Origin of the sequence: Marinobacter sp. LA51 (genome assembly GCF_030297175.1) — a bacterium.
GTDB classification, from domain to species: domain Bacteria; phylum Pseudomonadota; class Gammaproteobacteria; order Pseudomonadales; family Oleiphilaceae; genus Marinobacter; species Marinobacter apostichopi.
This window is the reverse complement of record NZ_AP028070.1, coordinates 1,024,827-1,047,416: the sequence shown is the minus strand read 5'-3', so window position 1 is coordinate 1,047,416 and position 22,590 is coordinate 1,024,827. Positions and strand designations below refer to the sequence as shown.

The 22,590-nt window shown below is 59.2% G+C and carries 20 protein-coding genes; 2 read left to right on the top strand and 18 right to left on the bottom strand.

Translation table 11 applies throughout. The features are described 5' to 3' along the window. Nucleotides 1–6 precede the first annotated feature (6 nt). From QUE89_RS04805 to ppc, 6 genes are all read right to left on the bottom strand, one after another. Complete coding sequence (locus QUE89_RS04805) at nt 7–840, bottom strand: class I SAM-dependent methyltransferase (RefSeq protein ID WP_286222079.1); 834 nt, start codon at nt 838–840, stop codon at nt 7–9. Beyond that, nucleotides 840–1,091, bottom strand: a complete 252-nt coding sequence (locus QUE89_RS04800; protein ID WP_286222078.1) for a hypothetical protein — start codon at nt 1,089–1,091, stop codon at nt 840–842. The genes QUE89_RS04805 and QUE89_RS04800 overlap by 1 nt, the downstream gene beginning before the upstream one ends. A gap of 226 nt (nt 1,092–1,317) precedes the next feature. Next, a complete protein-coding gene (tsaB, locus tag QUE89_RS04795) occupies nt 1,318–2,016 on the bottom strand; it encodes a tRNA (adenosine(37)-N6)-threonylcarbamoyltransferase complex dimerization subunit type 1 TsaB (protein WP_286222077.1) in 699 nt (232 codons plus the stop codon). Between the two features lie 36 nt (nt 2,017–2,052). Continuing rightward, nucleotides 2,053–2,706, bottom strand: a complete 654-nt coding sequence (gene adk / locus QUE89_RS04790; RefSeq protein ID WP_286222076.1) for an adenylate kinase — start codon at nt 2,704–2,706, stop codon at nt 2,053–2,055. Between the two features lie 200 nt (nt 2,707–2,906). Beyond that, on the bottom strand, nt 2,907–4,277 hold the full coding sequence (locus tag QUE89_RS04785; protein WP_286222075.1) for an HDOD domain-containing protein: 1,371 nt from the start codon (nt 4,275–4,277) through the stop codon (nt 2,907–2,909). Nucleotides 4,278–4,336: 59 nt separating this feature from the next. Then, nucleotides 4,337–6,982 (bottom strand): phosphoenolpyruvate carboxylase, encoded by a 2,646-nt coding sequence (ppc, locus tag QUE89_RS04780; RefSeq protein ID WP_286222074.1) that lies wholly within the window; start codon nt 6,980–6,982, stop codon nt 4,337–4,339. Between the two features lie 103 nt (nt 6,983–7,085). Here ppc and QUE89_RS04775 point away from each other — a divergent pair, with 103 nt between their 5' ends. Then, nucleotides 7,086–7,319: a hypothetical protein gene (locus tag QUE89_RS04775; RefSeq protein WP_041340478.1), complete on the top strand. Its 234-nt coding sequence runs from the start codon at nt 7,086–7,088 to the stop codon at nt 7,317–7,319. Between the two features lie 82 nt (nt 7,320–7,401). On the opposite strand, the gene QUE89_RS04770 is transcribed toward QUE89_RS04775, so the two are convergent. The 5 genes from QUE89_RS04770 to cysM all read right to left on the bottom strand — a co-directional run bounded on the left by QUE89_RS04770 (nt 7,402) and on the right by cysM (nt 13,309). After that, nucleotides 7,402–7,746: a hypothetical protein gene (locus tag QUE89_RS04770; protein WP_041340477.1), complete on the bottom strand. Its 345-nt coding sequence runs from the start codon at nt 7,744–7,746 to the stop codon at nt 7,402–7,404. Between the two features lie 136 nt (nt 7,747–7,882). Then, nucleotides 7,883–8,734, bottom strand: a complete 852-nt coding sequence (mazG, locus tag QUE89_RS04765) for a nucleoside triphosphate pyrophosphohydrolase (RefSeq protein ID WP_286222073.1) — start codon at nt 8,732–8,734, stop codon at nt 7,883–7,885. Further along, nucleotides 8,731–10,968, bottom strand: coding sequence for a GTP diphosphokinase (gene relA / locus QUE89_RS04760; protein WP_286222072.1), 2,238 nt, complete (start codon nt 10,966–10,968; stop codon nt 8,731–8,733). The genes mazG and relA overlap by 4 nt, the downstream gene beginning before the upstream one ends. A 57-nt stretch (nt 10,969–11,025) precedes the next feature. After that, the gene (gene rlmD / locus QUE89_RS04755; RefSeq protein WP_286222071.1) at nt 11,026–12,375 is read right to left on the bottom strand and encodes a 23S rRNA (uracil(1939)-C(5))-methyltransferase RlmD; all 1,350 of its coding nucleotides are present in this window, start codon (nt 12,373–12,375) and stop codon (nt 11,026–11,028) included. 40 nt (nt 12,376–12,415) lie between these two features. After that, nucleotides 12,416–13,309 (bottom strand): cysteine synthase CysM, encoded by an 894-nt coding sequence (gene cysM / locus QUE89_RS04750; RefSeq protein ID WP_286222070.1) that lies wholly within the window; start codon nt 13,307–13,309, stop codon nt 12,416–12,418. Nucleotides 13,310–13,535: 226 nt separating this feature from the next. On the opposite strand from cysM, the gene QUE89_RS04745 reads away from it, so the two are divergent. Beyond that, nucleotides 13,536–16,412, top strand: a complete 2,877-nt coding sequence (locus QUE89_RS04745; RefSeq protein ID WP_286222069.1) for an ATP-binding protein — start codon at nt 13,536–13,538, stop codon at nt 16,410–16,412. 23 nt (nt 16,413–16,435) lie between these two features. On the opposite strand, the gene pdxJ is transcribed toward QUE89_RS04745, so the two are convergent. The 7 genes from pdxJ to lepA are packed head-to-tail and all read right to left on the bottom strand — an operon-like array spanning nt 16,436 to nt 22,548. Beyond that, on the bottom strand, nt 16,436–17,176 hold the full coding sequence (gene pdxJ / locus QUE89_RS04740; RefSeq protein ID WP_286222068.1) for a pyridoxine 5'-phosphate synthase: 741 nt from the start codon (nt 17,174–17,176) through the stop codon (nt 16,436–16,438). Next, nucleotides 17,166–17,894 carry a DNA repair protein RecO gene (recO, locus tag QUE89_RS04735; RefSeq protein WP_286222067.1) on the bottom strand — a complete coding sequence of 243 codons (729 nt, stop codon included), beginning with the start codon at nt 17,892–17,894 and terminating at the stop codon, nt 17,166–17,168. The genes pdxJ and recO overlap by 11 nt, the downstream gene beginning before the upstream one ends. 7 nt (nt 17,895–17,901) lie before the next feature. Continuing rightward, entirely contained in the window at nt 17,902–18,819 is a 918-nt protein-coding gene (gene era / locus QUE89_RS04730; protein ID WP_286222066.1) for a GTPase Era, read from the bottom strand. After that, a complete protein-coding gene (rnc, locus tag QUE89_RS04725) occupies nt 18,819–19,508 on the bottom strand; it encodes a ribonuclease III (RefSeq protein WP_286222065.1) in 690 nt (229 codons plus the stop codon). Before rnc ends, era begins: the two co-directional genes overlap by 1 nt. Beyond that, nucleotides 19,505–19,894 (bottom strand): DUF4845 domain-containing protein, encoded by a 390-nt coding sequence (locus tag QUE89_RS04720; protein ID WP_286222064.1) that lies wholly within the window; start codon nt 19,892–19,894, stop codon nt 19,505–19,507. The genes rnc and QUE89_RS04720 overlap by 4 nt, the downstream gene beginning before the upstream one ends. A gap of 27 nt (nt 19,895–19,921) precedes the next feature. Beyond that, nucleotides 19,922–20,734: a signal peptidase I gene (gene lepB / locus QUE89_RS04715; protein WP_286222063.1), complete on the bottom strand. Its 813-nt coding sequence runs from the start codon at nt 20,732–20,734 to the stop codon at nt 19,922–19,924. Nucleotides 20,735–20,745: 11 nt separating this feature from the next. Next, a complete protein-coding gene (gene lepA, locus QUE89_RS04710) occupies nt 20,746–22,548 on the bottom strand; it encodes a translation elongation factor 4 (protein ID WP_286222062.1) in 1,803 nt (600 codons plus the stop codon). Nucleotides 22,549–22,590: the final 42 nt, after the last annotated feature.

The following is a 22,590-nucleotide window of genomic DNA, read 5'->3' as shown; positions in this document are numbered from 1 at the left end:
GGCGCCCTAGCGAGCGGGCAGCGCCTTGATGGAGTAGACATCATAGCGACTGCTTTTGCCCTCCACCCGGGTTGTCGGCTCGGGTCCGGCAATGGCCGGGGCCTTGCGCGGGCGCTTGACCACAACGCGGTAGCGCGCGCATTCCAGACCCGCCTTCAGCAGCGCCTCGGAATCATCGTCATCGCCAACCACTCGCTGGAACAGCTGCATCTCTTTCTTCACCAGAGCCGACTTGTCCCGGTGCGGAAACATCGGATCCAGATAAACCACATCGGCGCACTCCGGACCTGCAGACGCTAACCAGGCGATGCTGCTGCCCTCGCGCAGGTGCATGCGCTCGACGATGGGCGCGCAATCGACATTCAGCGATGCCCGCGCCAGCCCGTCCGCCAGCAAGGCATGAATCACCGGATTGCGCTCAAACAGGGTCACTGTGCAGCCCAAACTGGCCAGCACGAACGCATCCTGTCCCAGGCCTGCGGTAGCATCAAGCACGTGCAGATGAGCGCGGGTTTTATGCAGACCTACTGCTTTTGCCACCAGCTGTCCGGCACCGCCACCGTGTTCACGGCGATAGCCCATCTTGCCGGTGACAAACTCGGCGCGCACCGGTCCGGGCGCACCCTTGCCGGTCAATTGCAGGCCCAGGCCCTGATCATCCAGAAACAACAACAGGGTGTAGTCCCGCACGTCCTTTGGCCGCACCACGCCTAAATGCGGGATCGCCAGCGCCTCGCTCAGGGCAATCGCCTGGTCGGAATCGCCCAATGGACTGCGACCAACGGCGATATTCCCGGGAGTCTCAGAGGGGGCGGTTTTGTGCGAACGGGAGTCAGTCATCAGACCAGAATATCAATGCCGGCGAGGGAATTGCCGTCACCAGATTCCTGTCCGGCGGCTGCAACCACCGCGAAAGTAGACAGTGCCTGAGCGGTTGGCAAAGGCATGTCGTCGGCCCGGAAACGTTCCAGCCGGGCATCTTCAGCGGCTCGACGCGCTTCTATGCGCCGCTCCAGACTCTCGCCCGGCGTGCGTTCAATCAGGGTACCCGTGCGGGAATCGGCCAGGTCCCGCCGGGCATTTTCCGGCATTTTTTCCGGGGAGGCTGCCGGTGCACGGGCGACATCACTACGTTCCCTAATCGGGCTATTATTGCCTGATTGGGGGGGAAAGCTGCTGCCTGAATTTATACTGCCGATCATGACCCGATACCGCTGGCCTAATAACGAAAAAGATAAGACAAAGTATGGAAGAATCGGCCTTGGAAGAAAAGCGTTTGATCAGTTGTTAACCGACGCGCCGACCGAGTGCGCCCGATTATTCTCGTCCAGGCAGTTTTTTCCAGGCAACCTCATTGCGGATGTACGCAGGCTGGGCCTGCTCCGCCGGGACCGCCTGACCATTCCGGAACCCGATTTCGGCCAGTTTAGCGACCCAGGCTGCACGAGGAATCAGCGTGTCATCAGCGGCCACAACCCGGTCAGCCACCTCAGATGGCATGTCTTGCTGGAAAGCCCAGCCACGGCCAGCACCGGACCATGCTGACGCGTCGCCTTCAAGCGACACCAGAGAGGGCGCGCAGACTCGCTCCTCACCCTGCAGCACCGGCAGTCCGTCGTGGCAAACAAAACAGCCCCAGTACAACTCACCCATGCGGGCATCGAAAGCGATGGCAACACCGCTGTCTTCGCTGACTCTCATGGTTTCAATAGCACCAAGAGCGACGGTTGCCAGGGACGACACCGGCACGACCGGCACGCCCAGGCCCCACGCCAAACCCTGGGCCACGCCCGTGGCAATTCGAATACCAGTGAATGAGCCCGGACCACAGGCAAAGGCCACCGTGTCGAGCTCTGACGGCGCCACGTTTGCCTCTGCCAACAACTCTCTCACCATGGGCATCAAGAGCTTGGTATGGCCCCGGGGAGCAATTTCAAAACGTTCGGATATCTTGCCATCAATAAGAAGGGCTGCCGAGCAGCCCTCCGATGATGTATCCAGTGCCAGCAGTTTCACGGACGAAACGAAGCCTCAAGTCAGGATAACGAGGATTTATTGAAGCTTGGACAGAATCTGGTCACGGATGCTGTCGAGACTGCCAACCCCAGCCACACGCACGTACTTGGGTGCCGCAGCCGGGTTTTCGGCGGCCCAGTCCTGGTAGTAACCGACCAGCGGCGCGGTCTGATCGTGGTAGATCTTCAGACGTTTGCGTACGGTTTCTTCTCTATCGTCTTCACGCTGAACCAGCTGCTCGCCGGTTTCATCGTCCTTGCCCTCGGCCTTGGGCGGATCGAACTTGACGTGATAGATCCGGCCGCTGCCTTCGTGAACACGGCGACCAGACAGACGGCTGACGATTTCTTCGTCATCAACGGAAATCTCAACCACGTAATCAATAGCAATACCCTGATCTTTCAGTGCTTCAGCCTGGGGAATAGTGCGTGGGAAGCCGTCGAGCAGAAAGCCGTTTTTGCAGTCCGGCTGCTGAATACGCTCCTCGATCAACGCAATGATGATGTCATCGGACACCAGACCGCCGGTCGCCATCACTTCCTTAACCTGCAATCCGAGGTCAGATTCGGCCTTGACCGCCGCACGCAACATGTCGCCGGTGGAAATCTGGGGAATGTCGAAGCGTTCGGTAATAAACTGTGCCTGCGTCCCCTTGCCGGCGCCTGGCGCCCCTAACATGATGATTCGCATAACGTTGTGCTCCCGTATAAGTCATTATCATTGGAAAAGTTGCGGCAAAGACCCTCGCCTTTGCGACAACCTCTCAGCACCGAACGGTTGTTAGCCGGGCTCGGAGCCAGCGCATTATACGAAGTCCGCCCCTATAGAGAAAGTCGACCTCCGTATCATGCACGGAGAAGGGGCATGAGGTACATGAACCCTGACAACACTCAGGATGACAGGGAGTTGGCCAGTGCGTCCAGATCCGGAGCCACACGATCAATTTCACGCTCCAGATTGGCCAGTGTTTCGGGCGCCAAACCCAGGGCTTCCAGCAGAGCGGGAATATCGTCTGGATTGAATTCATCACCGATGCCCCGCGGCTTCAGCAGTGCATTCGCCAACTGCACCATCAGTACGTAGATTTCATGATCGCCGTGGTAGCCCGGATGCTGATGCATGGCGGCGGTCTTAATCACGGCATCCGGCAGTTGCCAGAGTTTGTGCAGGATGCCACCAATAGCACCATGCCCCACGGCAAGGATCTGCTCTTCACGGGCATGGCCAAACACCTGCTGCTCCAGGGAATGCAAGCTGGCCTCAGGATTATCCGTGTGCAGGGCATTGAGTTCTTCAAACTCGGACGGGAACAGGTGGCCGATCAAGAGCAGGCCGAAGTTATGCAACAAACCACACAGATACGCCAGGGCCTTATCGGCGCGACAATGCACCGCAAGATTCTGGCAAACAAACGCACTATAGAGAGAGTGGCGCCAGAAGTTATCCATCCCCAGTGGTCCCTTACGGGGGACATCAAAGGCCCGTACCGAAGCGATCCCCATGGCAATGTGGGCAACCCGGTCGAATCCCAGTACCCGGGTAACCGCCTCCTGCACGGAGTGAACCTGGCCGGGATAATTGAACAGCGCTGACCTTGCATAGCGCATGATCTGGGCGGTGAGGCTGGGATCGAGTTCAATCAGCTCCGCAAGCTCCCGGGCCGTGGCTTCGCTGTGTGCCGTCAGCCGCAAGATCCGCAGTGCCAGGGCTGGCATCGGTGGCAGCCGATACAGTCGCTGGAGCTTATCCGCCACTTCATCAAGGCTGAGTGCAGCCCGGTCGCCGTTGCCCTGGCCCCGAATTACCAGATGACCATTCCTGGCGCCGGCCAGAGCCAGCCGGAAATCACGCCCCTCCATCTTGACCACACCATGGTTGGCGCCGCCAGTGAGCACGACCCGTTCGGCATACGCGACGTCGTCGTCGATGAGAACCGGCAGGTCGTAGGCCGTTCCGATGGGCGGCACGAATCCCGGATCACAGTCACCGAACAGTCGCAGGGTCTGGCGCGCCGTCAGAGGCTGTAGTCGGCGGCCGGTCAGTTGGAACACCGCCTCCAGATCCAGGGTGCTGTCTAAACCATGCGCCACCAGCAAGGCGCCGCCGACATCAATCAGGACGGTTGCCTGAACGAAATCCGAACGGGGCTGACCCGACGCAATCACGGCGCCGTCAAGATCGTCGGCCTGCGGCGTCGGCAGCTCCGAGTACGGAATGCCCTTACGGGCCAGAAAACGTTGCAGTCGCGCAGCGAGAGCCACAGCTTACTCCTGTTACCTTGATCAGCGGCTATCTGGCCACCGTTCTTATTGTGTCCGGCTTAGCCGGTGTTGCGCATGCCCGCTGCGATACCAGCCATGGTCACTTTCAACGCCCGCTCGACCAGATCCTGAACATCCCCCTTGCCTTCGCTTTCACGATTGCGACGCAGCAGTTCCGCCTGGAGATAATGCAGTGGATCGGTGTAGGGATTGCGTACGCGCATGGAGTGCGCAAACACCGGCTCGCCTTCAAGCAAGGCCGACTGCTCCTTGAGCTCCAGCAGCCGCTGGATACAGCGCTGCAACCGCTCCCGGAGGTCGGTTCCCAGCGCTTGCAGCTTATCGTCGTCCAGCAGGGTCTGCTCGTAATAGCTGGCAATGCGCAGGTCCGATTTGGCCAGCACCATCTCCAGCATGTCGACGTAGGTCCGGAAAAACGGCCATCCCTTCATCATGTCACGGAGCTGCGGTAACCGGTTGTCCTGGGCCGCTGACTCCAGCGCCACATCGCTACCCAGCCAGCTAGGCAGCATCAGCCGCATCTGGGTCCAGGCGAAGATCCAGGGAATCGCACGCAGGCTCTCTACACCACCGGTGGCCTTGCGGCGGGCCGGCCTGCTACCAAGGGCCAGCTTGCCCAGGGCTTGTTCCGGAGTGACCTGCCGGAAGTAAGGAACAAAGTCCGGATTCTCCCGCACCACGTCCCGATAGGACTTCAACGAACGTTCAGTCAGCCAATCCATGGTGGCACGCCATTCCGGCTCAGGCTCGGGCGGCGGCGCCAGGGTGGCCTCAATCACCGCGGTGGTGTAGAGCGTCAGGCTCTGCACCGCCAGGTCCGGCAGGCCAAACTTGAAGCGGATCATTTCGCCCTGCTCGGTAATCCGGAAACTGCCGTTAACAGAACCCGGTGGCTGCGACAGGATCGCCCGGTTGGCAGGCCCACCTCCGCGACCCACAGTGCCGCCCCGACCATGGAACAGGGTCAGGTGCACATCGTACTGTTTGGCGATCCGGGTCAGTTGTTCCTGGGCCTGGTACTGCGCCCACGCCGCCATCAGCTGGCCGGCATCCTTCGACGAATCCGAATAGCCGATCATCACTTCCTGGCGACCCTGACAGTAGTCCCGGTACCAGTCCACCTCGTACAAGGCCGCCATGCTGTCGGGCGCGCCTTTCAGATCATCCAGGGTTTCAAACAGTGGCACCACCCGCATCGGGAACTTCATGCCGGATTCCCGCAACAGAAGGATCACGCTGAGTACATCCGACGGCTTTGAGGCCATGGAGATAACATAGGAACCCAGTGCCTGCGGCGTCTGTTGCGCCACAACCTCGCAAGTGGCGAGAACCTCGCGCACCGACTCGGAAGCCTCCCAGTTGCGCGGCACCAGCGGCCGACGCCCGCGAAGCTCCTTGACCAGAAACTCCTGACGCTCCGCTTCCGACCACGACAGGTAATCCCCCAGCCCCAGGTAGTCCACCATCTCCGCCACTGCCTCAGCATGGCGCGAGGCTTCCTGACGAATATCCAGGCGAATCAGCGGCAGCCCGAAGGTGTGGGCGCGGCGAATGGTATCCAGCAGCGGACCATTGGCAATGCTTTCCAGCCCACATTCAACCAGCGAGCGGTAGCACAGCTCCAGCGGCCCGGTGAAATCCTCATTCTCGAACAGAATGTCGGTGGCGTCGGCCGTGGTGCCATTAACCCCGGCCTCGGCCCAATCACGGGTCTTCACCAACCGCTCGCGCAGCTCCGCCAGAACCTGGCGATAGGGTTCACGGGCATCACCCACCCGCTCCCGAAGTTCGTCACTGGCCTGCCACATGGACAGCTCTGCCCGTAGCGCTTGGATGTCACGCAAGTACAGGTCCGCTGCCATCCAACGGCCGAGCAGGAAAACCTTGCGAGTAACCTGGTGAGTTACATTAGGGTTTCCGTCCCGGTCGCCGCCCATCCAGGAGGCAATACGAATCGGTGATGCTTCCAGGGGCAATCCGCGCCCGGTCGACTCGATGAGAGACGCATCGAGACTGCTCAGAAACCGAGGCAATGCCTGCCACAGGCTATTTTCGATGACCGCAAAGCCCCATTTGGCCTCGTCCACCGCCGTCGGCCGTTCGTGTCGTATCTCATCGGTATGCCAGGCCTCGGTGATCAATCGGGTCAGCCGATCAATAACTTCCTCACGCTCCGACGGCATCAGATCATCGTGATCGAGCCGGGCCAGGCACTCCGACATCTCGTCGTACTTCATGATCAGGGTGCGGCGCGCCACTTCGGTCGGGTGGGCAGTCAGTACAAACTCGATACGCAGGTTGGACACCCGATCATGCAGTTCGTCTGCCGACACACCACCCGCTTTCAATCGGTCAAACACCTGGCCCAGAGATTCCACCATCAGGTCAGACTGGTGCCCCTTCTTGCGGCGAATGCCGTGATATTGCTCGGCCAGATTGGCAAGATTGAGAAACTGGTTGAAGGCCCGGGTTACTGGCAACAACTCATCGTCGCTCAGCTTTCCCAGCAGGTTGACCAGGCGCTGCCCGGAACCACTTTCCTGGCGCCGGTCGGCCTTGGCCGCAGCGCGGATCTCCTCGATCAGTTCGTAACAGTCCTGGCCTGGGTGGCGCTGGATACTCTGACCCAACAATTCGCCCAGCATGCGCACATTTTCTCGAAGATCGGGGTGAAGCTCAGTCACATTGACGTCCTTTTAATTGACGGAGGCAAAGTAAACTTACGATACTAAGGAATAGTCGAAAAAGTCTATTGGCGATTGGAGCCTATAGCCGCAAGGAGTACTGATGAAAGTTACCGATTTGCCCAAGCACTGGGAAAACCAGAAAGCGCCCGTGGACCGGACCCACGACTACAATCTGAGACTGCCTCTGGAGGATGCGGCAAGGATTGCGGCGCTGGCGGAACTGTACCCGGACCGGACCGAAACCGACATTCTAAATGACATGATCGGTGCCGCGCTGGACGACCTGGTTCGGAAAACGCCCCTGAAAGATCGGCTTGAGAACAAAGACAAGTAAGGAATACGAGGGGTACTGAAACGGAGTGGCGGACGCCACTCCGTGCAAAGATAAACGATCGGGCCAGATCGAATTCAGGTCGTTAGGCGACCGATTCCAACTGGCGGGCCTTGAGGCGCTGGATGTGCTTCTGGCTCAGACTCACAAACTTCGGGGTTAAGCCCTGATCCTCATAAATTTCGAAACCGTCCTCGTCGTAGGCCACCACCTTGGTGCCCTCAACGTATGGGAAGCTGGTTTCCATCTCGTCCAGCGCAGCCGAAATCAGATCCCGCATCAGATCCTGCGGCGATTTCATGGGATAGAGCGCGGCCAGTTTCTCCAGACGCTTATGATGCTGGTCAGACAATGCCATAAAGTAGGCGTCGCGAGTCAGACGACCGCGAGCGTGCTTGTCCCAGTAGTTGACCAGATCCTTAATTTTCATGGTGCCCTCACTCCTGCATCTTATTGATGGCGCACGGCGCACAACATCAGTGCAGCCACACCTCGAAGTGTAGACGAAGCCAGCGCCTCGGGAACCTGCTAATTGGTAACGGATTGTACTTACCGGAGACCAACAATCAGTGCCCGGAGCTGCCCTTCTCTACCCCCTTGACCGTCTGGTAGACGGCTTCCAACGCGTCCAGGCTTTCCTCGTCCATGTCCCGACCCTCGCGGGTGAGAATCCGTTCAATGGCCCGGAATCGGCTATCGAACTTATGGTTGGTACGTTTCAAAGCCTGCTCAGGATTCACCTTCATGAAGCGTGCCAGATTGACACAGACAAACATCAGATCACCCAGCTCGTCTTCCACCGCATCGTGGTCCCCTGCTCCAGTCTGGGCGGCGTGCCAGGCTTCTTTCAGTTCGTCCAGCTCCTCGTGCAGCTTGTCGAACACCGGCTCGATCTCTGGCCAGTCGAAACCGTGCCTGGCAGCCCGCTTCTGCAGCTTCTCGGCCCGGGCCATGGCTGGCAGGGTGCGAGCGATGCCATCCAGCCGGCTCACCGGCTCATCGGAAGGCGGCGCCATGGCCCGCTCCTCGGCCTTGATCCGCTCCCAGCTCTCCTTGATCCAGGCTTCATCGGGTCGGTTTTCCGGATCAATTTTGCTGTCCAGCGTGCCCGCCGGAAAGACGTGGGGATGGCGACGAACCAGTTTACGCACAAGGTTGTCGACGATGGCGTCGAAATCAAAGTGGCCATCTTCCTTGCCCATCTGGGCGTAAAAAATGACCTGAAACAGCAGATCGCCCAATTCGTCCTTGAGATGGGGATAGTCTTCCCGCTCGATGGCATCCGCCACCTCGTAGGCTTCCTCAAGGGTGTGCGGCACGATGGTCTTATAACTCTGCCTGGTATCCCACGGGCAGCCGATCTCCGGATCCCGCAGCCGTGCCATCAGGGTTTTCAGGTCGTCTATGGTGTAACTCATCCGCGCTTGCGCCTTACGTCAATGATGTTTGGCAGGTTACGAATCTGCGCCAGCAACCGGGCCAACTGCTCAAGGCTGGAGATCTCCAGCGTCACCGTCATGGTGGCGGTGTTCTCGTCCTTGTTGGTCAGGGTGTTCAGTGCCAGCACATCGCTCTTGGAGGTAGACAGCACCTGGGTGATGTCCCGCAACAGGCCGGAGCGATCGTAAGCCTGGATTTCCACATCCACCGGGTAAACAGCCGCAGGCTGGCCACCCCAATTGACCTCGATGATCCGGTTAGGCTCAAACTCGCGCAGATTCAGGAACGTCAGGCAATCCTGCCGGTGCACGGTGACTCCGCGACCGACGGTAATGTAGCCGCCAATGGGATCGCCGGGTAACGGCTTGCAGCACTTGGCGACCTGGGTCTTGAGCTTGCCAACACCCTGGATCTGAATATCGGTGGCAGTGTCGTAAGGGGCACGACGCTGGCTGCTGAGCTTCAGGTCCAGCTGCTCGGATTTTGGCTCGAGCATTTGCTGCGCGACATTGGCCACGTGCGTGGGCCGCAGATCCCCAGCACCAACCGCGGCAAACATGTCCTCCGAGCCGTGATAGTTCACCTTTTGGGCGAGCTCGTTCAGGTTCACGTCATAGAGCGACAGCCGCTTGAACTCGTCTTCCAGAATAGCCCGGCCATCGACGATGTTGCGGCCACGATCCTGCTCCTTGAACCAGTGCGTCACCTTGGCCCGGGCACGGGAGGTCTGCACGTAGCCCAGGCTCGGGTTCAGCCAGTCCCGGCTCGGAGCCGCGTTGTTGGAGGTCAGGATGAAAATCTGGTCGCCGGTTTTCAGCGGATAGGTCAGCGGTACGATGCGGTTGTTGACCCGCGCACCGCGACAGGCGTGGCCGATTTCCGTGTGCACGCGGTAGGCAAAGTCCACCGGTGTTGCACCTTGTGGCAGGTCGACCACATGACCTTCCGGGGTAAAGACATAGACTCGGTCCGAGGCCACGTCAGACTTCAGATGGTCGGCCAGCCCGGACAGATCACCCAGATCCTCCTGCCACTCCAGCACCTGCCGGAGCCAATTGATCTTGGCGTCATAACCGGTCGATTTGTTGCTCTTGTCCGTGCCTTTGTACAGCCAGTGGGCACAGACACCCAGCTCCGCCTCCTCGTGCATCTTGTGAGTACGGATCTGAACTTCCATCACCTTGCCTTCGGGCCCGATCACGGCGGTATGCAGGGACTGGTAGCCGTTTTCCTTGGGGTTGGCGATGTAGTCGTCGAATTCGTTGGGAATGTGGCGCCAGATACCGTGCACAATGCCCAAAGCGCCGTAGCAATCCCGGACTTCCGGCACCAGGATGCGAACGGCACGAACATCGTAAACCTGGGAAAAATCGATACCCTTGCGCCGCATTTTGCGCCAGATACTGTAGATGTGCTTGGCGCGACCGGACAGGTCGGCGGTGATCCCCGAGGCTTCCAGTTCCGCCTGCAGAGTCTCGATAACCCGTTTGATGTAGCCGTCCCGATCGAGGCGCTTTTCGTCTAACAGCTTGGCGATCTTTTTGTAGGCCGTTTCATGCAGGTAGCGGAACGACAGGTCTTCCAGCTCCCACTTGATGTGACCGATGCCGAGCCGGTGCGCCAACGGGGCGTAGATATCAAATACCTCACGCGCGACCCGCATGCGCTTCTCTTCCGAGACGTTCTTGACCGCCCGGATGGCACAGGTCCGCTCCGCCAGCTTGATCAGCGCGACCCGGACATCGTCAATCATGGTGACCAGCATCTTGCGGACGTTATCCAGCTGGCCCTCACTCTGGCCCAGAACATTGCCCTTGAGCGGATGATGGATCGAGGAGATCGCCGCCATCTGCTGAACGCCATTGATCAAACCGGCAATCTCGTCGCCGAACTCCTTGCGGATATCTTCGAGGGCTACCCGTTCTTCCCGAACGGCCCGATACAGTATCGCCGCCACCAGGCTGGCCTGATCCAGATGCAGCTCAGCCAGCACCTGGGCCATTTCAATACCAATACGAAAGCTGCTGGAGCCCGGTGCCCACAGGCGGTCCTCGCGGAACGCCTCCAGATCGATTTCCGCAGCCTTCTCACAGGCACGGCGAAACTGGTCGACATCGTCCAACTGAGTCTGGGCGGCGATGTGCTGGACACAACGCTCGATGTCCACCTCGCCATCGCCGGTAACGGCATAATCTTCGCGAACTTTTACCATATCGGTTTTACTATTCTCGGTCGTTCCTGCCGCCACCCGGGTGGCGGCGCCAATCCTTTAGCCGGAATCCCGCTCAAACAGGGCGATGGATTCGACATGAGTGGTGTGAGGAAACATATCCATCACGCCAGCACGCACCAGCCGATAACCATTGCGCACCATGACACCAGCATCCCGTGCCAGTGTTGCAGGGTTACAAGAAACATAGACGATTTTACTGGCCCCGAACGCCGTCAGGTATTTGCAGATTTCCTCTGCACCCGAGCGAGGCGGGTCAATCAGGATCTTGTCAAAGCCCTCTTTTGCCCAGCTCTGGCCGGTGAAATCACCGTGCAGATCGGCACCGTGGAAGGCCAGATTGTCGAGGCCGTTCAGTTCCGCGTTTTCGCGACCACGAACCACCATGGCGTCGTCACCTTCCACGCCGACGACCTGGCCACCCTTGCGCGCCAGCGGAAGAGTAAAGTTGCCAAGTCCGCAGAACAGATCGAGCACCCGCTCCCCCGGCTGCACGTCGAGCCAGTCGACAGCCCGGTGCACCATGGTGCGATTAATACCAGCGTTGACCTGGGTGAAATCCATCGGATGGAATTTCATGGTCAATTGGAACTCGTCCAGCCGGTAACTGAGCCGCTCATCATGCCGCCCGGCGGACTCCGGCCAAATCCGGTGTACCGTGTCCGGTCCTTTGGGCTGCAGATAAATATGCAAATCGTGGGCCTGACCAAACTCGACCAGGCTGGCCCGATCACTGTCACTCAAATCGTCCATGTTGCGGAATACCATGACAGCCTCGTCATCGCCGCAGGCCACCTCGACCTGGGGAATGCGATTGTAGGCATCGAGGCCATGGAGTAGTTCACGCAGGGGCAGAATGCGCTCACCGATGCGCGGATCCAGCACAGCACATCTGTCAATGTCGGTCAGGAAGCTGTTGCGTTTTTCGCGAAAACCGACCAGCACCGATTCCCGCGCCGGTACATAGCGCACGCCCAGGCGCGCCTTGCGGCGATACCCCAGGCTGCTTTCTGAACGCATCGGCGCCACCCATTCTTCCGGCTCAATGCCCCCAAAATGGGCAAAGTGTTCGCGCAGGGTGTCTTCCTTGAACTTAATCTGGGCATCGGCACTCATGTGCTGAAGACTGCAGCCGCCACACAGGTCGGCAAATTCGCACGGCGGTGTCTGGCGCTCCGGTACGCTTTCCAGCACTTCCAGGCTCCGCAGTTCGTCAAATTTGCTGCGGGTACTGATCATCTTTGCCATCACGGTTTCACCCGGCAGGGCACCGTCTACGAACTGGGTCTTGCCGTCCTGGCGGGCAATACCCCGGCCGTCATGACTCAGTTTTTCTATTTCACAGCGCACTGGCTCTTTAGGAAGAGCCTTACGGCGTCGTCTACTCATACTGACTACTCTTGGTGATAGGTCCTGGTCGTGAGACTGCTCAGGCGCCGGGAAAGACGCCAGTGGAGAGGTATCGGTCGCCACGGTCACAAATGATGGCCACGATGACGGCGTTTTCAACCTGCTCAGACAGCCTCAGGGCGGCGGCGATGGATCCGCCGGAGGATACGCCACAGAAGATACCCTCCTGGGATGCCAGGGCGCGCATGGTATTTTCAGCCTCTTCCTGGCCGATATCGAGCACCTGATCCACGCGGGCGGCGTCATAGATCTTCGGCAGGTACGCCTCCGGCCAGCGCCGGATACCCGGGATGGAGGCCCCTTCCTTCGGCTGCAGGCCAATAATCCGGATGTCGGGATTACGCTCTTTCAGGTAACGGGAAACGCCCATGATGGTGCCGGTGGTCCCCATGGAGCTGACAAAATGGGTGACCCGCCCTTCGGTCTGCGCCCATATTTCAGGCCCGGTAGTGCGGTAGTGGGCCAGCGGGTTATCCAAGTTGCTGAACTGATCCAGCACCTTGCCCTTGCCTTCGGATTCCATCTGCAGGGCAAGATCCCGGGCCGTTTCCATGCCCTCTTCCCGGCTCACCGTGACAATCTCGGCGCCGTAAGCACGCATTGATGCCCGGCGCTCTTCGCTCATGTTGGCAGGCATGATCAGCACCATGCGATATCCCTTGATTGCCGCTGCCATGGCCAGGGCAATACCGGTATTTCCGCTGGTGGCCTCGATCAGGGTGTCCCCGGGGCTAATCTCGCCGCGGCGCTCGGCCTCCTGGATCATGCTGATAGCCGGCCGATCCTTGACCGATCCGGCCGGGTTGTTGCCTTCCAGCTTTGCCAGGATGACGTTGGAGGTCTCGCCCGGAAGTCGCTGCAGGCGAACCAGAGGGGTATGCCCGACATAATCTTCAATTGTGGGGAAATTCATATCATTACCCTGTGGTACACTTTTGCGATCGCATGATACGCGTTATAGCTCCTGTCTCCCAATACAGCTTCTCGCTATATCCATGACCGACAGCTATAACCGAATCGACTTTTGCCGGGGCGCTGGGACTGATACCTCAGTCAATCGCCTACGGATCATCTATTCTGACAAGGACGTGACCCCGTAATTACATCTCGGGGCCCAGGCAATAAATCAGGAACCGGGTATGCGGCGCTGGGGCATTCGCAAAAAAGTATTGGTGGTGACCCTCATCCCCACCCTGCTAACCACTCTCATGCTGGGCATGTTCTTCACCTACAGCTGGGTGAACAACATCGAAAGCCTGCTGCGTGATCGGGGCGAATCCCTGTCGCGGCAATTAGCGGCAGCCTCCGAATATGGCCTGTTCACCGCTAACCGCAGCCTGCTCAGCAACCTGTCCAATGCCCTGCTGGAAGAGCAGGATGTCCGCTCCATTACCTTCTTCGACAGCGACGGCGCCCGCCTGTTGCACACCGGGCCAGGCAGCTCCGAAGTCGTTACCAGTGAAAACCTGGTGCCCAACACCGCGACCCGCCTTCCCCGGGAAGACAGCACCCGGTTCGTGACCCCTGTATCACTGCAGGAGCTGATGATCGAAACCGTGCTCGACCCGGACGTACGGGAGCTGGGGGCGCAACCGAGGCCTCCTCTGGGCTGGGTTGCGGTGGAAATGTCCCACGTTCGCACCGAGAAGGAAACCTATAAGGCACTGCTGATTTCACTGCTTCTGGTCCTCGCCGGCGTGGTATTGAGTCTGGTCGTTGCCCTGCGCCTGAGCCGGGCCTTTACCGACCCGGTGTTTGAACTGAACGAGGCGGTCGCCAAACTCAAGGAAGGCAAACTCGACACCCGCGTATTCACCCGGGCCGGTCCTGAATTCGAGCAGCTGGAATCAGGCCTCAATGCCATGGCGGAGGAACTGAGCAAGGCCCAGGCCGAGATGCAGCAGAACATCGACCAGGCCACCGAGGATCTCCGCGAAACTCTGGAGACCATCGAGATCCAGAACATCGAACTGGATTTCGCCCGCAAGGAGGCGCTTGAGGCCAGCCGCATCAAATCGGAATTCCTGGCCAACATGTCCCATGAAATCCGTACACCGTTGAACGGCATCATCGGCTTTACCGAGCTGCTACTGAAGAGCCCCCTGCCCCGCCAGCAAAGGGACCACCTCAGCACCATCCGCAAATCCTCGGAAATCCTGCTGACCATCATCAACGACATCCTGGACTTCTCGAAGATTGAAGCCGGCAAGCTGATCCTGGACCGGGTACCGTTCCAGCTGAGAGACATTGTCGAAGAAGTCATGGTGATGCTGGCACCGGCAGCACACGCCAAGAATCTGGATCTGGTACCACTGGTCTATAACGACGTGCCGGACAACATTATGGGCGACCCGTTGCGGGTCAAACAGGTGATTACCAACCTGGTCAACAATGCCATCAAGTTCACCCAGACCGGCGAGGTGGTGCTGCGCGCCAGCCTTGAGGAGGACTCTGAGGACAGCAATCAGGTGACCCTGCGCCTGAGCATTTCCGACTCTGGTGTTGGCCTGTCCCGGGCCCAGCAACAATCGCTGTTCAATGCCTTCAGTCAGGCGGACGCGTCCACCGCCCGCCAATACGGCGGCACTGGCCTGGGCCTGGCGATTTCCAAGCGGCTGGTGGAAGAGATGGGCGGCAAAATCGGCCTGGACAGTGAACTCGGCAAAGGCTCCACGTTCTGGTTTACGCTCACCTCGGAACTGTCCACCAGCGCCGAAGGCGTTGCGCCCCGTGATGGTCTCCAAGGCGAGCGGGTTATCTACCTGGAGCAACAGACCACAACCGGACTGGCAGTTGAGCACCTGCTGCGGGACTGGGGCATAACGGTCGACCGGGTCGCCTCCCCCGGCGCCCTGCAGGAACAGATCGAAGAAGCCCAGAAAAACCAGGCCGGCTACGCCCTGGCGATTATCGGTATCACCCGGCATCTGCTCAATTCCAGCCAGTACTGTGCCATGTTCCGGACCCTGGAGATTGAACGGGACTGCCGCACACTGCTTCTCACACCCACCCTGGAAACACACGACACCCCTCTGTCCGGACTCGCCAGCGGACACCTGACCAAGCCGATCTGCCGGGGCGCGCTCTACGACGAATTGCTGCTACTGGTACACGGCATCAGCTCTGGTGGCCACCTGGCACTGGATTTCGACCACCGCACCACCAGCCTGGCCGCTACCAATGTCCCCCGGGTGCTGGCGGTGGATGACAACGACGCCAACCTGAAGCTGGTAATGACCCTGCTGAGGGACTGCCAGATCGAGGCCGAAGGTGCCTCAAGCGGCTTTGAGGCATTGAGCAAGGCGCGCAAGAAACCGTTCGACCTGGTGTTCATGGACCTGCAAATGCCCGGCATGGATGGGGTGGAAACCACGGCTCGCCTACGAGACCTGGACCAGGCCCCACACCGCACGCCGATCATCGCACTGACCGCCCACGCCCTGGCCGACGAGCAGGACCGGCTGTTCCAGCAGGGCTTTGACGGCTATATGCCCAAACCCATCAGCAGCAGCCAGCTCACCAGCATTATCCGACAATACACCGGGTATGAAAGCATCGCGGTGGGCGAAAGCAAACAGATCCCGGTTCCAGAAGTTCGGGACACCGGGCGGGCCATGAGGCCATCCACCCGTACGATGGAGCAGGACTGCGTCAGTATTCGCGAGAGCATTCAATTGGCGGCGGGCAAGACGGATCTGGCAGAAGAATTGTTCAGCATGCTGCTGGAGCAGGTACACAATGATCAGAGCCAGGTAGCGGAATTCTGGCGCCGGGGCGATTTGGATGGACTACTGGAGTGCGTGCATAAGCTGCACGGCGCTACCCGTTACTGCGGCGTGCCGGAACTTCGAGCCGCCGCCAACCGGTTAGAAACCGCTCTGAAGTGCGCTGCTCCGGATATCGAGCACCACAAGGTACAATTATTGGCAGCGATGGAGCGGCTACAGAACTGGAGCGAACAAACCGACTGGCAACGGTTATTCCGGGCCCAGCCCCAACCGACCGAAACCAGCTGAGACCGGGGAAGGTTTAGGAAGGCTCAGGCCCGGCCGCGGGCCTGATCAAGAATCGCCTTCATGTCCCGCACTGCGTCCTTGAGCCCGGTGAACACGGCGCGGGCAATGATTGCATGGCCGATATTGAGCTCATTGATACCCGGAATCGCAGCAACCCGCTCGGTGTTGTGGTAATGCAGGCCGTGGCCAGCATTAACGATTAGCCCCCTTTTTCGGGCATAGGCGACCGCAGAGGCAATAGTCTGGAACGCAGACTCGGCCTCCTCAGGCGTCTTAGCCTCTGCGTATTCACCGGTGTGCAGCTCGATGACCGGTGCGCCACAGCGCACGGCGGCGTCAATCTGGGCAGTCGCCGGATCGATAAACAGCGACACTTCAGAACCCAGCTGAGCCAGGCGATCGCAGGCCTTGGCCACTCTCGCCTCCTGGCCCTCAACGTCCAGACCGCCCTCGGTAGTCAGCTCCTCGCGCTTCTCCGGCACCAGGCACACGCACTCCGGCCGGACCTGTTCGGCAAAGGCCAGCATGGCGTCGGTCACTGCCATCTCGAGGTTCATTTTGGTCTGCAGGGTTTCCCGCAACAGCAGGACATCACGATCCTGAATGTGACGACGATCTTCGCGCGGATGAATGGTAATCCCATCCGCGCCCGCCTCTTCCGCCATCAGGGCGGCCTGAACCGGATCAGGATAACGGGTACCCCGGGCCTGGCGCAGGGTTGCGACGTGGTCAATATTGACGCCGAGTAAGACTCTAGGATTCATGCCGTTCTCTCCGAAGGTGACTGAACAAATTGCGACTGTGGAGCGGACGCCCCTGCAACAGGTAATCGGTTAAGGCCCGCATGACGCGCTTGGCCACGCGCCGGCAAGGCTCGGCGTCCAGGTCGCCGGCCGCCAGCGCCTGCAGGACCTCCCCGGGAAGTTTCTGGACCCGGGCACCCGGACCTGGCTGCGCGACAATTCCCTGTTCCGGATCATAACAATACTGCTGACCCGCCTCGACGGATTGCCCGGTATCGGTGGCAAGGTCCCAGGAAAAATCAAAACCCAGCTCTGCGGCAAAAGCCCGCTCAAAGCGCCGCAGCACCGGTTCGATGTCGGTGGTTTCGGCCAACTCGGCAATGGCGTCGATGTACGCTGCGAACAGGGTGGGATGCGGATCCGCCGCCGGCAAAATCCGCTGCAGGAGTTCGTTCAGGTAGAGACCGCTGTACAACGACGCCGTGCGGTGCAGCGAGGGGCCAATGCGGGTATCAACCTGAGTCAGGGTTTTCAGGTCGCCGCGCCCGGCCCAGTCAAGCATCAGCGGCTGGAAGGGCTGCAGTTGAGCCTTCAGCGGACTCTTGGCACTGTTGGCGCCCCGGGCAATGACGGTCAACCGGCCACGATTCAGGGTGAACACATCCACCATGAGGCTGGTCTCCCGCCAGGGTCGGCGGTGAATCACGTAGGCGGGCTCTTGGTGCTCCGGCCCCGTCATAGCTGCCTCAGAGGTCGTTCATACCGAGGCTTTTCAGGGCCCGATCACTGTCAGCCCAGCCCCGTTTCACCTTGACCCAGAGCCGCAGCATGATCTTGCTATCAAACAACCGCTCCATATCGGCCCGGGCTTCCTGACCAATGCGGCGCATGCGCTCACCCTTGTCGCCGATCATGATCTTCTTCTGTCCTTCACGCTCCACCAGAACCAGAGCGGAAATGTGCAGGGTCTTGCCTTCGCGCTTGAACTCCTCAATTTCAACCGCCACGGAGTACGGCAGTTCGGCGCCCAGTTGCCGGGTGATTTTCTCCCGCACGATCTCCGATGCCAGGAAGCGCTCACTGCGATCGGTAATCTGGTCATCCGGGTAAAAGTGAATGCTTTCCGGCAGGAAACGGCCAACAGCCTCCTCCAGCGGTTCCAGGTTATTTTCCTTGAGCGCGGACAAGGGGATGATTTCGGCAAAATCCCGCTTTTTCGACAGCATGTCGAGGTGCGGCAACAGAGTTTCCCGCTTCTCGATCTTATCGACCTTGTTCACCGCCAGGATCACCGGACACTTGAGCTTGGCCAGTTTCTCCAGGACCAGCTCGTCCGCCGTGGTCCAGGACAGCTGATCGACCACAAACACCACGACATCAACGTCGATCAGCGCCGAGGTGGCCGCCTTGTTCATGTACCGGTTCAGTGCCCGGGGTTCTTCCTCGTGCATGCCCGGGGTATCCACATAGATAGCCTGAACCGGTCCCATGGATTTGATACCCAGAACCTGGTGACGAGTGGTTTGCGGCTTCCGGGAGGTGATGCTCAGCTTCTGGCCAAGGATATGGTTCAGCAATGTGGATTTACCCACATTGGGACGACCGACAATGGCCACGAACCCGCAGCGACTGTCCGGGTTTTCCGGCCGGGTAATATCATTCATTACTGATTCTCCACGCCCAGTTCTTTCAGGGCGTTTCGGGCTGCCTGCTGCTCGGCGACGCGGCGACTGTTGCCGGTTCCGCTGGTCTTGCGATCCAGTGACGGCAGCGCGCAGGTTACGTGAAAGGTCTGGTTGTGGGCTTCACCATCAACCGAGATGACGTCGTACTGTGGCAACGGAAACTGGCGCGACTGCAGGTATTCCTGCAGACGGGTCTTGGGGTCCTTCTGGGTGTCCTGCAGGTCCAGGTTCCTGAGCCGTTGCTCGAACCACTGCAGCACCTTCTCGCGGCAAGTGTGGAAATCACTGTCGAGATAGATGGCACCGATGATCGACTCCACCGCGTCGGCCAGGATCGACTCGCGGCGAAACCCGCCACTCTTGAGCTCGCCGGACCCCAGACGCAGATAGCTGCCCAGCTCGAACTCGCGACCGATTTCAGCCAGGGTCACGCCTTTGACCATGCGCGCCCGCAACCGACTCAACTGCCCTTCCCGGGCCTTTTCGAAGTGCAGGAACAGATACTCGGCGATCACCATGTTAACAATGGAGTCGCCCAGAAACTCCAGGCGCTCGTTGTTCTGGTTGCCAAAGCTGCGATGGGTAAGCGCCAGCAACAGCCGCTCTGGCGATTTAAACTGATAGCCTATGCGGCGTTGTAACTGATCCAGATCCGGTTGCGAACTCACTTGCCCTTCATCTCGTATTCATGCTTGAAGTGAACGATGGTATCGACATTGCTGAACAGATCGTTGCGAACCTCATAGTCGACCAGGATCATCACAGTGTCCCCGTCCTTCTCGACGGTGATGTTCTTGGCATCAAAGCCGCGAACGTTGTTCACGCTCAGGCGCTTGTTGATCAGAGTGCGTACCTGCGCCGGCCCCATGGTCGACAGACCGTCAGTGCCATCGAGGCTTTCCAGCGCCTCTTGAATGGTGATGTCATCCAGATAGATCGGACCGAGCTTGATGGCCAGGGTTAACAGGCCACCGAAAAACAGCACCATCACCATCATTGTCAACGCCGAAGCACCTGTTTGCCGGGTCATGGCGGAGAGATTATTTTTCTTCATTATGACTGCACTCCAGAATTGTCGGAATTACTCGATACCGCCCACACGATCAAAGGATGGCAGACTGGTAAGCGATTTCCAGTGCATCCAGATGCCAAAAGCCTTGCCCACAACCAGCTCATCGGGAACCATGCCCCAGTACCGGCTGTCGTTGCTGTTGTCGCGGTTGTCGCCCATAACGAAATAGTGATCATCGGGCACTACCCATTCGCCCTCGCCACTGGCGCCGGGCCGACCCATGGTCAGGAAAATATCGTGCTCGACATCACCAAGACTCTCGCGGCGTAACTCGACCGGCGGAAGACGGGCGACAAACTTGCTCTCAACCTGCTCACCGTTGATGAACAGCTGCTTGTCGCGGTAGCGGATAGTGTCACCCGGCATACCGACCACACGCTTGATGTAGTTGGTGGCGCCATCCTTGGGGTAACGGAAGACCATGACGTCACCGCGCTCGGGGTCGCCGAGTTCCAGTACCTCGGTACCGGCTACTGGCAGCCGAAGCCCATAGGCGTATTTGTTGACCAGGATAAAGTCACCCACCTCAAGGGTCGGCAACATGGAGCCAGACGGAATCTGAAACGGCTCCACCAGGAATGAACGCAGCACCAGCACAATCGCCAGAACCGGGAAAAACGACCGGCTAAGATCAACCAGATAAGGCTCTTTCGGCTCGTCCGCCTCGTCGACAGTGCCGACCTGGGCATCAGGGGAAGTCGCCTGGCCATTGGCCCGAGCCGCTTCCAGCCTGCGCTCACGCAAAAACAGTTTGTCCGCCAGCCAGATCAGACCTGTCGCGAAGGTCAGAACTACCAGAACCAGGGGAAAATCGATGTCCATCCAGGCGCCTTCTATTTATCCACTTGCAATACGGCCAGAAACGCTTCCTGAGGCACCTCGACATTACCCAGCTGCTTCATTCGTTTCTTACCCTCTTTCTGCTTCTGAAGCAGCTTCTTCTTACGGCTGACGTCGCCGCCATAACACTTGGCCGTTACGTTCTTACGCAGGGCCTTCACAGTCACCCGCGCCACCACCTGGGTGCCAATGGCAGCCTGGATGGCGATATCGAACATCTGTCTGGGGATCAGTTCTTTCATCTTGTCGATCAGCTGACGTCCCTTGTAGTGCGCCTGTTCCTTGTGAACAATCAGCGCCAGTGCGTCAACCCGCTCACCGTTGATCAACACGTCCAGACGCACCAGGTTGGCTGCCTGGAAGCGAATAAAATGATAGTCCAGAGAGGCAAAGCCACGACTCGCAGACTTGATACGATCGAAGAAATCCAACACCACTTCCGCCATGGGCAGCTCGTAGGTCAGCTGCACCTGGGTGGACATGAAGTGCATGTTTTTCTGTACACCACGCTTTTCTTCACAGAGCGCAATCACGTTGCCAAGATGTTCCTGGGGCACCAGGATGCTGGCCTCGACGATGGGTTCACGCATTTCCTCGATGGAACCAACATCCGGAAGCCTGGACGGGTTGTCCACCGAGAGCGTCTCACCCTGTTTGGTCTCCACCTCGTATATTACCGTGGGCGCCGTGGTGATCAGGTCGATGTCGTATTCCCGTTCAAGCCGCTCCTGGATGATTTCCATGTGCAGCATGCCAAGGAAGCCACAACGGAAGCCAAAGCCAAGGGCATCGGAGCTCTCGGGTTCGAAGAACAGCGAGGCGTCGTTCAGCGTCAGCTTTTCCAGAGCATCCCGGAAATCGTTGTAGTCATCGGCACTGACCGGGAACAGGCCTGCATAAACCTGCGGCTTGACCTTCTTGAAGCCCGGCAGCATCGGTGTCTGCTCGGAAAACTTCTGATGCACGATGGTGTCACCGACCGGCGCCCCGTGGATATCCTTGATACCCGCAACGACAAAGCCCACATCGCCGGACTCCAGGACATCGGTGTCTTTCGGCTTGGGATTGAAGATGCCCACCTTTTCGGCGTTCCAGGATTTTCCGGTGGACTTGATGACAATCCTGTCCCCTTTGCGCATGGTGCCTTCGGTAACCCGTACCAGTGACACCACGCCGAGGTAGTTGTCGAACCAGGAATCGATGATCAGCGCCTGCAATGGCGCGCCCCGATCGCCTTTGGGAGGCGGGACACGCTTGATCAGGTCTTCCAGCACGTCCTCGACGCCGATACCACTCTTGGCACTGCAGCGGACCGCTTCCGACGCCTCGATACCAATGATGTCCTCAATTTCGGCCGCCACCCGCTCGGGCTCAGCCTGGGGCAGGTCCATCTTGTTCAGAACCGGGACCACTTCGAGACCCTGCTCGATGGCGGTGTAACAATTGGCTACCGACTGGGCCTCAACACCCTGTCCGGCGTCGACCACCAGCAGGGCACCTTCACAGGCATACAGGGAACGGGAGACCTCGTAAGAGAAGTCGACGTGCCCGGGGGTATCGATGAAGTTCAGTTTGTATTCGTGACCGTCCTTCGCCGTGTAGTTGAGCGTGACGCTCTGGGCCTTGATGGTAATCCCGCGCTCCCGCTCCAGGTCCATGGAATCCAGGACTTGCTCGGCCATTTCGCGCTCGGTCAGGCCACCGCAGATCTGGATAAAACGGTCCGCGAGGGTGGATTTACCATGGTCAATGTGGGCAATGATGGAGAAGTTACGGATTCGGCTCAGTTCAGTCACAGACAATAAATACTCGTATAGACGAAGGATTGAGCCCGGAAG

Coding starts and splice junctions, on each gene's coding strand:
- pdxJ (WP_286222068.1), bottom strand. CDS start 17,176: ATGAATCCTAGAGTCTTACTCGGCGTCAATATTGACCACGTCGCAACC.
- adk (WP_286222076.1), bottom strand. CDS start 2,706: ATGCGAATCATCATGTTAGGGGCGCCAGGCGCCGGCAAGGGGACGCAG.
- era (WP_286222066.1), bottom strand. CDS start 18,819: ATGAATGATATTACCCGGCCGGAAAACCCGGACAGTCGCTGCGGGTTC.
- QUE89_RS04805 (WP_286222079.1), bottom strand. CDS start 840: ATGACTGACTCCCGTTCGCACAAAACCGCCCCCTCTGAGACTCCCGGG.
- cysM (WP_286222070.1), bottom strand. CDS start 13,309: ATGAATTTCCCCACAATTGAAGATTATGTCGGGCATACCCCTCTGGTT.
- recO (WP_286222067.1), bottom strand. CDS start 17,894: ATGACGGGGCCGGAGCACCAAGAGCCCGCCTACGTGATTCACCGCCGA.
- QUE89_RS04745 (WP_286222069.1), top strand. CDS start 13,536: ATGCGGCGCTGGGGCATTCGCAAAAAAGTATTGGTGGTGACCCTCATC.
- QUE89_RS04800 (WP_286222078.1), bottom strand. CDS start 1,091: ATGCCGGAAAATGCCCGGCGGGACCTGGCCGATTCCCGCACGGGTACC.
- QUE89_RS04775 (WP_041340478.1), top strand. CDS start 7,086: ATGAAAGTTACCGATTTGCCCAAGCACTGGGAAAACCAGAAAGCGCCC.
- lepB (WP_286222063.1), bottom strand. CDS start 20,734: ATGGACATCGATTTTCCCCTGGTTCTGGTAGTTCTGACCTTCGCGACA.
- relA (WP_286222072.1), bottom strand. CDS start 10,968: ATGGTAAAAGTTCGCGAAGATTATGCCGTTACCGGCGATGGCGAGGTG.
- mazG (WP_286222073.1), bottom strand. CDS start 8,734: ATGAGTTACACCATAGACGACCTGAAAACCCTGATGGCACGGCTGCGG.
- QUE89_RS04720 (WP_286222064.1), bottom strand. CDS start 19,894: ATGAAGAAAAATAATCTCTCCGCCATGACCCGGCAAACAGGTGCTTCG.
- QUE89_RS04770 (WP_041340477.1), bottom strand. CDS start 7,746: ATGAAAATTAAGGATCTGGTCAACTACTGGGACAAGCACGCTCGCGGT.
- rlmD (WP_286222071.1), bottom strand. CDS start 12,375: ATGAGTAGACGACGCCGTAAGGCTCTTCCTAAAGAGCCAGTGCGCTGT.